The following is an 11,315-nucleotide window of genomic DNA, read 5'->3' as shown; positions in this document are numbered from 1 at the left end:
CCTCTTCCAACTCCTGGACGAGGTTCAGCAGGAGGCCCTCGGCGACTTCCTTGAGGTGGAGAGGGACCAGATCAATCGGCAGCAACGAGTGATCCTGATCGCAGCGACATACGACTACGGGCTGCTGGTCGCTACGGAATGGTTGAGCGAGAAGTACGGGGTTGACATCATGTGCTGTCGAATCGCCGTCGCAACCGACCCGGAGACGAAGGCCGAGTATCTGGCCTGCTCGGTCGTGTACCCTGCGCCCGAACTCACCACGGCAGCGGTGCCTCGCGGTCGGAAGCGAAGCACGAGCATTCTCAAGTGGGGTGACTGGGACACCGCTCTCTCGATCGTAGGGAATACGGCGCTCGTGAGCTACTTCCAGCAGCAGCTCAAGGAGAACCGTGAAGCCTACCTTCTCAAGCGGATTCTCCACTATCGGCTGGAGGGAAAGCGTCGTTGGTTCGTCTCTGCCAGACGAGCCAAGGCTTACGTCTGGCAACAGGGCCGGTTCGATGGCGATGTAGAGTTCTGGCGTCAGAGGGTCAGCAAGCCGGACGACGTAAAACCAGTCAAGAACAACCAACGAATACGCTTCTTCATCGCGACGGACGACGACTTTCGCCGCTTCCATCAGGCGGTGACCAATGAACTGGCATACGTAGCGTGGAACGAGAGTGTCCTTGAGGACGAGATCGACGAAGTAGAGGTTGTGGATCAGGAGTGACGCTCGGGAGCCGTCACACGCCGACCTACGAGCGGGACGGATCGACCCCACCCGCTTCACGTCTCGTGAGGCTCACCTGACGCCAGCCGGCCTCGGATGCGGCTTCACTTCTTCGGCGCCACCGCCCGCTCCTTGAACTTCTCGCCGCTGAGTTTCGCGCCCCACACCCTGGGGATCTTGACCAGACGTTTCACCTCGTCGTAGGACAGCCCGGCCCCGGCCAGCTTCTTGAGGGCGGGCAGGAACGTCTCCTCGAAGTACGTCCCCATCTTGTCGGCCACCTGCCTGTCGAACGACGCGGCGGTGATGGTCGACTTTTTCTTCTTCTCGGCCGCCGACTTGTCCTCGTGGTAATCCTTCGTCGTGCCGCCCGGCCTGCCGAGCTTGGCCTTCGCGCCCATCACGGCCGCGACCATCCCGCGCTCGCGGGCTTCCTCGGCGTCAAGGCCGTCGAGCAGGCCCTTGGCGTAGGTGTAGGTCGCCAGGATGTCGAACTTGCCGATCGACACGTCGTCCGCGGTCTTCTTCGCCATGGCTCGCTCCGCACGGGGCCGGTGTTTGCCGAATGATCGGAGCAATTTCGGTTCCGCCTTGTGGCTGAACAGGCCGGGTCAGACTGCTTTCCTCACCCGAGTCTCGACCAGACCGACCCGCACCCTCGCCATCGCCCCCTCGACGAGCAGGTGGATGATCCCGGAGCCGCGCCTGGTCAGCAGGCGGGCCTCGGCCCCTTCCAGGTAGCCCGGCTCGTCGGTGGCGTCCTCCTGCACCCAGACGCTGTCGTCCGACAGCTTGTAGACCCGGCCCCGCCCGTACCCGCAGAACGCCCCGACCAACCGGCCGGTCCAGATCGTTTCCATGAGCCACCTCCCATGCGAAATCTATCGCGCCGGTCGCGCCGAGGTCGGTCGCGGCGCGTCGATTCCATCGTCCCGAATCGAACGATCCTTCAAATCGTCTGCCCGATGAACACCGGCATCCGCTCCGCCCCCGTCATCACCCGGTAGTAGTGGCTCGACGGCTCGCAGATCATGTAGGCGACGGCCCGGCCGTACTCGTCGGGCGCGAGCAGCCGCCGTATCCCCACCTCGATCGCGTACCACACCCCGCGGTATTCCAAGCCGTAGCTGGCCGGGATGTCGACGAAGACGCCGCCCGAGCGGGCCCACAGGCCGCGTTCGATGCTCTCCTTCCACGTCCAGCCCGTCTGGGGCAGCACGAGGCTCCGTCGCGTCCCGTTGCCCCACCGGGCGAGCCTCAAAACCCCGTCGCGCACGACGGGCAGGCGCGGCCGCGGGTGCCGGTAGAGGAACCGGTACTCCGGCCACCGCCCGCGCAGGTGCAGCCGGTCGGCCAGCCCGTGACGCCCGATCAACTCCGTGGGCAGCTCGCTCCCTTTCAGCGCGATCCCGAGATACACCGTCGATTCCAGCCGGCCTCCCCTTGTCGAAACCCTCGCGCCCAAGTATACGTCAGTCCATGGGGAACGCAAGGACAGTGGGGCACGTGGACGCGGACTGTTTCTACGTCTCCGCCGAGCGCGTCCGTTACGAGCTACTTCCAGGGCGTGCCGCTGGCCGTGATCGGGAACCAGGGCGCGTGCGTCATCGCCAAGTCCTACGAGATGAAGGCCGCCGGGGTGAAGACGGGCGAGCCGATCTGGGACGCGGTGAAGAAGTGCCCGGAAGGGGCCTACGTGAAGCGGGATTTCCGCTGGTACGAGGTGCTCAGCCGGATGATGCTGGAGGTGGTGAACGAGTATTCGCCGAAGGTCGAGTATTACTCGATCGACGAGTTCTTCTTCGAGCCGCACCTGGAGCGGGGCCAGGACGAGCAGGCCTACGTCGAGCTGATCCGCGACCGGATCATGGAGCGGGTGAAGATACCGGCGACCGTGGGCGTCGGGCGGACGAAGACCCTGGCGAAGCTGATCTCCGACACGGCCAAGCCTTTCGGGGCTCGGGCGGTGCTGGGGACGGACGCCGAGCGAGCCCTGCTGGCCGCGACCCCCGTCACCGAGATGTCGGGGATCGCGGGCAGGAGGGCGGCCCGCCTGTCTCCTTGGGGCGTTTCCACGTGCCTCGACATGGCGAAAGCCGACCGCCGCATCATCCGGCGGCTGCTGACGGCATCGGGCGAGGCCCTGTGGTGGGAACTGAACGGCGACCAGGTGCTGCCGATCCACCCGAAGCGCATCCCGCACAAGACGCTCTCGCGCGGCGGCAGCTTCGGGGAGGCCACCGGCGATCCGTCCGTCTTGTGGGCGTGGCTGGTGCGGAACGTGGAGCGGCTGGTGGAGGAGTTGGAATACCACGGGGTGACGACCGGGCACGTGTCGCTGTGGGTGGGCTACAGGGACGGCCGCGCGGGCGAGGGGCGTGCGAACCTGCCGGGGCCTTCGGACCGCTTCGACGTGCTGCTGGAAGCTCTACGGCCCTGCTTGCGGCAGGCGTGGATACCGAAGGGTCTGGCGGGCCGGATGCATCTGTTCGCCGACGATCTCAGGCCGAAGGGCGAGCGGCAGCTCACGCTGTTCGAGGGGGCTTCGGAGAAGGTGAAGTCGGTGGCGGCCTTGAAGAAATCGATCAACGACAGGCAAGGCCGTTTCGCGGTCAGGAGCGGGGCGACGCTGCCCCTGGCGGGCATCTACGCGGACGGGGCCCATTCGTACGACATCTGCGACGTGCGGGGGAAGACGTGTTTCTGAGGCGAGGCCATTTTTGCAAAGCCGAGATTGCATGATATCATCGACGTGTTAGACTTCTCTGGTCTCCCCCCAGGAAACCATCGTCCGAGGTCGATGCGATGCCGCACCAACCGCAGCCCAGGCTCACGATGGTCGACACCACGGTCGGCGTCGACGGGCCGATTTCGCTCATCACCCGCATCTGGTCGAGGCGGTCCGCGTCGCATTGCACGCTATGCCCCGCCTGCAGCGCCCGCCCCATGCTCTTCGCCTCGGTCTGCGTGGTCTCCACGCTCGGCTTCATCGGGAACGACGAGGCCGCGACGCACCGCCTCGACGTCGAGGACGGCGACAAGGCCGTGTGGTCGAACGGCGGCGAAACGTCCTGGGCGGAGCTGGTCGAGGACGAGGCTTGAAGTTCCCGGCCCGGCGTCGGCGGAGTATGCCTAGGTCGCCGGCCATCTGAGGGCGATCTCCGCGCAGGCCGCCTCGATCTCCCGTTCGCGTCGCATGGTCGCTTCCGGCGCGTGATGGATCTCGGCGGCCCTCACGTCGCAGATGATGCAGAGCTTGTTCAGGACGATCGCATCGCCCGGCAGGCCCTCCTCGCAATATCGCTTCAACAACAGGGCGCCGTACGACGCGGCCGACCTGGTCAGCGAGTGACCCTTCGAGAAGTAGAACTTCAAGGCTCCCCCACGGGCCTCTCCGTCGACGAGTCCTTCCAGCAAGACCTCCGGGCGGATGACCAGCTCCACCCCGGCGACGAAAAGGCTCGATTGCGGGCCGGCGGCGGACGAGGGGGCGAGTCCGCCAAAATGGAGCTTGGGCCGCGGGTCGCGGAAGGCCTCGACGACCTCGACGTTCGCGCGGATGTGGTGGGGGACGACGACTTCGGGGGCGGATTCGGCGATCGCGGCCATCCCGCCCTCCAGGATCGACGAGTCCCCCATGCCGTCCGCGATGAAACGCCGCAGGACGTCCGCCGCGGCGTCGTAGTAGACCTCCTGATGCCGGCTGGGGTACTTCTGCCGCAGCGTGATCGACCGACGGCCCGAGGCGTTGGCGGACAGATAGCGCATGAACGCGTTGAGAGTGAACCTCGGCCCGTCGGGCCCCCCGTCCGGCAGGTCCTGGGATGCCATTGGTCGCCCTTCGTGCGTGACGCGATGATGCGCTCATGAAGCCCCTTGGCGAACGGAGTCGAGCATGCAAATCCGCCGCCGTCGAGCCATGCCGCGGGCGAACGCCGACCGCAGACGAGCGAGGGCGTGCCCCATAAACGCAGAAAAGCCGCCCCGTCGGGCGAACCCGGCAGGACGGCATCTATCAACAGGCGTTCGCACGCCCGGTCGAGTCCGACCTCAGCTGGTCGGATCAGATGTGCGCGCCGCGCTCGCGGCGGATGGCGGCGCTGCGATCGTAGGCGTCGCGGGCCGCGTCGCGGGCGCGGTCCCACTCCATCTCTCCCTCCCAGCCGCTCTTCAGGTCTTCCTCGACCTCGTCGAAGCGGCCTTCGCCGTACTGAGACTCGGCCGTGGCGCCGTACCGGTAAGCCGGCACGTGAGAGTCGAACGTCTCGCCCTCGCGGACGTAGGGGCGCGACGAGAAGTTGTCCCGAAGCCAGTTGTCCTCGGTGGTCGGGTCGATCAGCTCGCCGACGCCCTTGCCGGCCAAGCCGCCCGCGATGGCACCCAGGGCGGCGCCGACCGCCGTGCCCAACGGGCCGGCGACGGAGCCGACCGCCGCGCCGGAGGCGATGCCGCCGACTGCGGCCCCGATCCCCGTCTCGATCGGGTGTGAGCCGGGCTGGTCGGAGACGGGGTCGGCGTTGCGGTCGCCGCGAGGGGGCAGGTCGGCGCTTTTTTCCGGGTTGTTGGTGGCGGCCATGGTGGTCTTCTCCTGTTCGGGATGACGCCTCGATGGACGGAAGGTCGATCGAGTATGGCTTTAAGCGTCACGCAAATCCCTTGCCAAGGCGGGGAATGCGCCAACACGGAGTGTCGGGGAAACCTGAGCCCTGGGGATCGCGAGCAGTTTCCAGGACGGGCGACGAACTGAAAATTTATGGGCGCTGACCCGCCGAACGCCTCGACCGACGCCGCTGCCACGACGACCGGCTCCGGAACCTGCTCGTCTCTGTCTGAATCGGCGGCTACCGCTCGACTCCCCCCAAAATCCGTGACGTTCAATAAAAAACAGGGCGAGGCTCGCGACCGCGAGCGCCCCGTCGGTCGACTCGCGTTCTCACTCGACTGCGAATCCGGCGACCACGCCGACCGGGAAGCGAAGGCAGCCAACCGACTCATCCGCCGTCGGCCGGAAGTCTTCCCGGCCGCCGAACGCCAAATCGACCGGCGGCCGGCCGCCGGCGAGGCTCCTTATCCGAGCGATCCGACGCGGTACGGCCTCCGCTCCCATCTCGGGAGACCTGCAGCCCGGTGCGTTCACGGCGACTCCCGAACACGCTCCCACCTCCACACCAGCCCGTCCTCCGGATCGACGACCTCGCCGAGCTTCGTGAACCCGCATTTGACCAGGACCCGCGCCGAGGAGCCGTACTCCGGCCTGGTATGGGCTCGCACGACCCGTACCCGCCCGTCCGCGAGGGCGAACCCGGCCAGCGCCGCGGCCGCCTCGGTGGCGTACCCACGCCCCCGATATTCCTCGTCGACGCCGTAGGCGAGTTCGACCACGCCGTCCGCATCCGGCGGGCCCTTGAACGCGCAGCCTCCGACGACGGCCCGGCCGGCGCGCTCTTCAACGGCGTAGCTGAGCGACCAAGGATCGCCGGGAGGCGTCGAGTGCACCCGCGCCACCCAGTCCGGCGAGACTTCCGCACGAACCTCCGGGGGAAGCGATTCGACCCACGCGAGCACTTGGTCGGGCGTCTGGAGGATGAGGTCGAGGCGGGGCGTGGGGATGACGAGGGTGGGCATGTGGCGTCCCTGGTGATCCGGAGGTCGCATCGGGCGCTGCACCGCCCGAGAGATGGCGGGACGCCGTCGCCGAGCGTGGACAGGCTTGATGCGAGCCGGGTTCGCGCGGGGACGGGCTTTGCCGACTATTCCCGCTCGCGAGCTGCGAGGAGCGCCAAGCCCACGGAATGTCGTCCGAGATGAGCTCCCGGGGCCCGTCTCGCCGAATCGCTCCGAAATCGCTCCCGGCGATTTGTGCGTCACCGCCCCGGCGAGGGCGGATTGCATCCACCGTCGTTCCGGGAGCCGACCAGCGAACTCGGGTCGACGAGACTATCCAGGGCGGGACGCACGACCCCGAATCGCCAGGATCCTTCCAAGGGGATCATGACCCATCGGGACTCGTGCTCGCCACATGTTCCTCGCCGATCCCAGGTCGGGGGTGGCCGTGCTTCCCGCTTCGGACTATCCCTCCATCCGGCACCATGAGTCGAGGCCGGATTTGACCGCGTTCGCGAGCGGCGGAAGGTCGTACGAGTGCAGGGAGGTCGTGTGCCTGTTCGGTCCCTCGATCACGGCCATCCCCAATCTCCGTTGGGATCCGACGAACGGGCGAGAGGTCCGCCCCGCTCCAAGGCCGCCTGAAGCATGAGGATGTAGCGGGAGTGGAGGCCGGCCCCGTCCCTTCGTCGATCGTAGATTCTACCGGTCCGCAGCCCCTGTCTCAGCGGCGACCCGCTCGTCGATGATCTGCCCCCACCCGAAGTGCCGGGGAGGTGTCCGGAGCGCCGACAACTCGGTGGTGGCCTGCGTCCGTTGTAACAGTGCAAAGGCCCACATATCTTACCACCTGTTTATGGCGGTGAAGGGCGTAGGCTGAATATAGAACGACCTACCACGACTTCCAACGCCGCATCGGCCCGCCCTCAACGCGAACTCGGCACGTCAAAGCCGACCCGCACCTTATTCGCCGACGGCCTGGGGCTTCTTCCTCGTCGACGGCTTCCCGGGATCTTCCCCGCGGACGGCGCATTGGGGATGGATGCCCGCGGTCGAATAGACTTCCTGGCCGCAGACCGGGCAGCGGGCGCGGGTGGAGGCCGCCTTCTGCTGCGTGTGGCGGTATGGCGTCTTGGCCGAATCGTCGCTCGGCGGGCCGGAGGTCCGGATCATTGAGAGCTCCCAGGAAGATGCGGGGAGGACGGGAGCCGTCGAGATGGATCTTCGGCGAGCACCGAATTTGTAAGGGCGTCGTCGAGCCTCAGGACGTACGAATGGGCTTCCCTCGCCTGGACAGGGTGGTCGTCTCGGGTCGACAGAGGGGACTCCACGAAACATGGAAGACCGCCTCGCCGGCGAACGAGTCGGAGGCCCCGACGTCCACGACGTCGGTGAGCAGGACCTGCACGCAATCGCCCCCTTGCAGGAACTGCGGCGACTCGCCGACCCGGCGGCGGCCCTGTGCGAAGAGGACGACATCCCCGGGGGCGGGTCGATTCCCGGCCGGCATGGGGACGGTGGCGCTGCAGCGACGGCCCATCTCGACGTCGGAGATATAACATTCTTCGGCCGGATAGCGGTTCATCTCACCTCCAGGGACAGAGGGATTCGCGCTGGCGCAGCGTGCGTGGTCGCGTCGCGTGAGGACGTCCCCGGCCCCTGAAGACGCAGGAGCCGGGAAAGCGCCCTCGAAGATCAATAGCGACGGCCGCCGCCACCGCCGCCATACCCGCCGCCACCGCCGTACCCACCGCCGCCGCCTCCGCTGCGGGGCTCGCGGGGCTTGGCCTCGTTGACCGTCAGGTTCCGTCCGTCGTGGTCCCGGTCGTTGAGGCCCTGGATGGCCGCCTGGGCCTCGGCGTCGGAACCCATCTCCACGAAGGCGAAGCCCTTGGATCGGTTGGTGTCCCGATCGACTATGACCTGGGCGCTCTGCACCGTCCCGTACTGGCTGAACAGCGTCTCCAGGTCGGACTCGTTGACGTTGTAGGTGAGGTTTCCGACGTACAGTTTCTTGCCCACGTTCAAGCTCCGCGACGAACGTACCGCGACCGCCCAGGGTGCTTTCCGGGTCGCTGGGAAAGGTGGACTCGCAGAGAGTCCCAACTGGCCGGAGAGGCGAAGGAGGGAGGCTTCGACAGGTTCGATTAGAGCCGGAGGAGCTGCTCGGTCGTCATACCAACCGATTAACACACTAGCAAAAATTTAATCCGATGAACAGGCAGGGCGCGCGGAAGACGCCTAGACGAGCCCTCAGATCGGCACGTGAGAGGCTTGATGTGGTCAAGGTGCGGACGCCAGCCGAGCCGAAGGCGAGGCGGCCGTCCATGGCCTTTTCCCGTCCCTTAGCATCGGCCTGAGCGAACAGTTCCCCATTCAAGATCCCGGGGTCGCGGTTGCGGCCCAGGAATCCGTCCCCCGACGTGAGCCCGTCAAACCCGAGGCCGGCCGACGGCGCCGAGGATGGCGGCCGTAACGACGAGCTCCAGTTCCGATTAACGTCAATTGATACGGCACGACGACGGCTGCCGTCCGCTCGTTCGGCGAGGGACGCTCCTTCGGGCGGGCGGCCTCGGCCGCGCAAGCCAGGCTATCGCCTCCCCGGCGATCATGCGCGCCGCCACCGAGCTCGGGAGTCGGCTCGACGCCCGGATCGTCCCGTCGAAGCGCCCGCCCGCGACAATCGGCGGTTCAGGAGCCCGGGGCCGGGGGAGGCCCCTTGATGCGGGATGTGCGGCCGACCCTCGCGGCGGCTTTCGCCGAACCAACCCCCCCAGGCTCCACGTCGCGATCGGCCTCCTCACGCAGTCGCTTCGCGACCGCCGCGGCCGCCCTCGCGAGCTTGCGGAGCACCTCCCTCGCCGTCCCTTGCGGATCGAGACGTTCGCGGCCGGCACCGTCTGCCGGCGGGTCCGCCGGCCGCTCCAGGGGCCCCCCGGCGGCGGAGTCGACGACCGCACGATGGTAGCGAAGCCAGGATTCGCTCAGCTCGACGAGCCGACGCAAGGCGTCCTCGGGCGTACTGGGCCTCGCGAACGACCTGGCGCCCGGGCTGGACTTCTCGCCCCCGACTCGTGAGCGGACCCGCGATCGCAGCTCCCGGACCGACCAACCTTCCTTCGCCGTCAGCTTCTGGAGCTCGGAGCGGACGGCCTTCGAGTCGGTCGGGACCGCCAGCAGCTCCCGGACGTGGCACCAGGTCAGCGGCATCCCGCTCCGGCGGTCGCGCAGCCTCGCCAGGGCTTCCAGCTCTCGCCCGGAGTACTTCCGCGCGAAGTCCCGCGCCTTGCGGATCGTATCGCCCTCGACCCCCAGCTCGACGGCGAGCTCGGCGATCGGCGCCGGTGCGAGGCGGCCTCCTTCGGGGTTGAAACCGAGGGCACGTCGGCCGGCCTCGTAGTACGAGCGGAGGGTCTCGATCCGTCGGTCGGAGGCCTTGGCCCGAGCCGCGGCGGCCCGGGGATCGCGCCCGCGTCGTCCGCCCTTGACCTTCGCCATGCCGGCCCTTCGCATCGAAATCCCATCCACCCGGGCATCGGGCCGTCTCGTGACGACCGCGCCCTTGGGCCCGACGTCGTAGCCGGACGGCTTGCGACCGTTCTACAGCCTCGTGGATCCGCGATCTACCGAAGACCGGCGACATCGCACTGAGGCCCACCCGTGAGGCCCCGCCGGGCGACGACTCCGATAATCCTCAGCAGGCTCGGATCGGCCGCCGGGCGATGTAGAATATCCAGAGCGGAGCCCCCTCGCGAGGCGGCGTCATCGGCCGGTCCACGGAGGTTGCGGCCCCTCGATCCGGCCCGCGTGGTCGAGTCGAGGATTATCACGGGACGGGACGTAGGATCGTCATGAGATCGAGCAACCTAACCCTCGGGGCCGTCCTGAACTCGCCCAACCAGTACGTCATCCCCGTCTTCCAGCGCTACTACCGCTGGGATCAACCGGAGTGGGAGAAGCTCTGGGACGACCTCGCCGAGTTGCAGCAGCCGGGCCGCGCCGGTCGACACTTCATGGGCTTCCTCGTCCTGGTCCCCGAGTCGGTCATGCCCGGCCAGATCGCCAAGTACCACCTCATCGACGGCCAGCAGCGGCTCACCACCCTCTCGCCCGTCCTGTGCGCCCTGCGCGACGCCGCCTCGGCCGCCGGTCTCGCGGAACTGGCCCAGGAGGTCGCGCTGACGACCCTGGAGCACCAGTTCCGCAAGGGGACGGATCGCTACCGCCTCTACCCCAAGCTCCGCGACCGCGACCAGTACGTCGCCTGCCTTGCAGGCCTGCCGCCCGTCGAGGGCCGCCTGGGCGGCGCCGTGCGGTACTTCGCGGGCCGGTTGGCCGCGATCCCCGGCGCCGGGACGGAGGCGGGCCTGCGGGCCTTCTTCGACGTGCTGACGCAGCGGCTGGAGTTCATCTACGCCCAGCTGGAGGGCGAGAATCCGTTCCACAACTTCAAGAGCCTCAACTCCACCGGCGTGCCCCTGGGCCAGTCGGACCTGATCCGCAACTTCGCCTTCATGCAGGTGCCGGTCGCCGACCAGGACGAATTCGACGAGGCGCTCTGGAAGCCGATAGAGCGGCACTTCGAGGACGGCCGGGGGAACATCGACGAGGCCGCCTTCTCGGCGTTCCTCCGCGACTATCTCATGAGAAGCGGGCGGTACGTCCCTCCCGGCACCACGTTCGAGGCGTTCCAGCGCCACTTCGAGGCGACCGAATTCGACCCGAAGCACGTCGCCGCCGACCTGAAACAGGCGTCGGGGTGGTACGCGACCCTCCTGGGCCGGCGGCCCTACCCGGACCCGGAGGTCGAGGCCGCGCTGGACGGCCTCCGGCGGCTCGACAGCTCGACCACGCTGGCGCTGCTGCTTCACCTCTACGGGCGCCGGCATAGGGGCGGGCTGGGCGACCGCGACCTGGCCGAGGCGCTGCGCCTGCTCTCCGGGTTCATCCTCCGCCGCCTCGTGTGCGGCGAGAGTTCGCGGGCCTACGCCCGGATGTT

Annotated in this window: 13 protein-coding genes and 1 pseudogene; 4 read left to right on the top strand and 10 right to left on the bottom strand. The window is 67.8% G+C overall.

All coding sequences use genetic code 11. The features are described from left to right. Window positions 1-712 (top strand): annotated as a pseudogene (locus tag G6O68_RS30580) (hypothetical protein); the annotation flags it as partial. Between the two features lie 104 nt (window positions 713-816). Here the strand turns inward: G6O68_RS30580 and G6O68_RS30575 are convergent. The 3 genes from G6O68_RS30575 to G6O68_RS30565 all read right to left on the bottom strand — a co-directional run bounded on the left by G6O68_RS30575 (window position 817) and on the right by G6O68_RS30565 (window position 2,177). Beyond that, window positions 817-1,245, bottom strand: coding sequence for a hypothetical protein (locus tag G6O68_RS30575; protein ID WP_165253350.1), 429 nt, complete (start codon window positions 1,243-1,245; stop codon window positions 817-819). Window positions 1,246-1,323: 78 nt separating this feature from the next. Further along, entirely contained in the window at window positions 1,324-1,572 is a 249-nt protein-coding gene (locus tag G6O68_RS30570; RefSeq protein ID WP_165253348.1) for a hypothetical protein, read from the bottom strand. Window positions 1,573-1,661: 89 nt separating this feature from the next. Continuing rightward, window positions 1,662-2,177, bottom strand: coding sequence for a hypothetical protein (locus G6O68_RS30565; protein WP_240911575.1), 516 nt, complete (start codon window positions 2,175-2,177; stop codon window positions 1,662-1,664). Between the two features lie 102 nt (window positions 2,178-2,279). On the opposite strand from G6O68_RS30565, the gene G6O68_RS30560 reads away from it, so the two are divergent. Both G6O68_RS30560 and G6O68_RS30555 read left to right on the top strand, forming a co-directional pair. Next, window positions 2,280-3,419, top strand: coding sequence for a DNA polymerase Y family protein (locus G6O68_RS30560; protein WP_240911574.1), 1,140 nt, complete (start codon window positions 2,280-2,282; stop codon window positions 3,417-3,419). Window positions 3,420-3,517: 98 nt separating this feature from the next. Further along, entirely contained in the window at window positions 3,518-3,814 is a 297-nt protein-coding gene (locus G6O68_RS30555; RefSeq protein ID WP_165253346.1) for a hypothetical protein, read from the top strand. Between the two features lie 30 nt (window positions 3,815-3,844). On the opposite strand, the gene G6O68_RS30550 is transcribed toward G6O68_RS30555, so the two are convergent. The 7 genes from G6O68_RS30550 to G6O68_RS30520 all read right to left on the bottom strand — a co-directional run bounded on the left by G6O68_RS30550 (window position 3,845) and on the right by G6O68_RS30520 (window position 9,814). Beyond that, the gene (locus G6O68_RS30550; RefSeq protein WP_165253344.1) at window positions 3,845-4,543 is read right to left on the bottom strand and encodes a hypothetical protein; all 699 of its coding nucleotides are present in this window, start codon (window positions 4,541-4,543) and stop codon (window positions 3,845-3,847) included. A gap of 232 nt (window positions 4,544-4,775) precedes the next feature. Then, window positions 4,776-5,288: a hypothetical protein gene (locus G6O68_RS30545; protein WP_165253342.1), complete on the bottom strand. Its 513-nt coding sequence runs from the start codon at window positions 5,286-5,288 to the stop codon at window positions 4,776-4,778. A gap of 557 nt (window positions 5,289-5,845) precedes the next feature. Next, window positions 5,846-6,337 carry a GNAT family N-acetyltransferase gene (locus G6O68_RS32560; protein ID WP_206108267.1) on the bottom strand — a complete coding sequence of 164 codons (492 nt, stop codon included), beginning with the start codon at window positions 6,335-6,337 and terminating at the stop codon, window positions 5,846-5,848. A 942-nt stretch (window positions 6,338-7,279) separates the two neighbouring features. Further along, the gene (locus tag G6O68_RS30535; protein ID WP_165253338.1) at window positions 7,280-7,489 is read right to left on the bottom strand and encodes a hypothetical protein; all 210 of its coding nucleotides are present in this window, start codon (window positions 7,487-7,489) and stop codon (window positions 7,280-7,282) included. An 88-nt stretch (window positions 7,490-7,577) separates the two neighbouring features. After that, complete coding sequence (locus tag G6O68_RS30530; RefSeq protein ID WP_165253336.1) at window positions 7,578-7,901, bottom strand: hypothetical protein; 324 nt, start codon at window positions 7,899-7,901, stop codon at window positions 7,578-7,580. 110 nt (window positions 7,902-8,011) lie between these two features. Then, window positions 8,012-8,338, bottom strand: coding sequence for an RNA recognition motif domain-containing protein (locus G6O68_RS30525; protein ID WP_165253334.1), 327 nt, complete (start codon window positions 8,336-8,338; stop codon window positions 8,012-8,014). Window positions 8,339-9,007: 669 nt separating this feature from the next. Then, window positions 9,008-9,814: a DUF1016 domain-containing protein gene (locus tag G6O68_RS30520; RefSeq protein ID WP_165253332.1), complete on the bottom strand. Its 807-nt coding sequence runs from the start codon at window positions 9,812-9,814 to the stop codon at window positions 9,008-9,010. A 353-nt stretch (window positions 9,815-10,167) separates the two neighbouring features. On the opposite strand from G6O68_RS30520, the gene G6O68_RS30515 reads away from it, so the two are divergent. After that, a partial coding sequence (locus tag G6O68_RS30515; RefSeq protein ID WP_165253330.1) for a DUF262 domain-containing protein occupies window positions 10,168-11,315 on the top strand: 1,148 nt, incomplete at its 3' end.

Source organism: Paludisphaera soli, assembly GCF_011064595.1.
GTDB classification, from domain to species: domain Bacteria; phylum Planctomycetota; class Planctomycetia; order Isosphaerales; family Isosphaeraceae; genus Paludisphaera; species Paludisphaera soli.
The sequence above is the reverse complement of the archived record's forward strand: the minus strand, read 5'-3'. Positions and strand labels throughout refer to the sequence as shown.

Coding starts and splice junctions, on each gene's coding strand:
- G6O68_RS32560 (WP_206108267.1), bottom strand. CDS start 6,337: ATGCCCACCCTCGTCATCCCCACGCCCCGCCTCGACCTCATCCTCCAG.
- G6O68_RS30550 (WP_165253344.1), bottom strand. CDS start 4,543: ATGGCATCCCAGGACCTGCCGGACGGGGGGCCCGACGGGCCGAGGTTC.
- G6O68_RS30535 (WP_165253338.1), bottom strand. CDS start 7,489: ATGATCCGGACCTCCGGCCCGCCGAGCGACGATTCGGCCAAGACGCCA.
- G6O68_RS30570 (WP_165253348.1), bottom strand. CDS start 1,572: ATGGAAACGATCTGGACCGGCCGGTTGGTCGGGGCGTTCTGCGGGTAC.
- G6O68_RS30520 (WP_165253332.1), bottom strand. CDS start 9,814: ATGGCGAAGGTCAAGGGCGGACGACGCGGGCGCGATCCCCGGGCCGCC.
- G6O68_RS30555 (WP_165253346.1), top strand. CDS start 3,518: ATGCCGCACCAACCGCAGCCCAGGCTCACGATGGTCGACACCACGGTC.
- G6O68_RS30575 (WP_165253350.1), bottom strand. CDS start 1,245: ATGGCGAAGAAGACCGCGGACGACGTGTCGATCGGCAAGTTCGACATC.
- G6O68_RS30530 (WP_165253336.1), bottom strand. CDS start 7,901: ATGAACCGCTATCCGGCCGAAGAATGTTATATCTCCGACGTCGAGATG.
- G6O68_RS30545 (WP_165253342.1), bottom strand. CDS start 5,288: ATGGCCGCCACCAACAACCCGGAAAAAAGCGCCGACCTGCCCCCTCGC.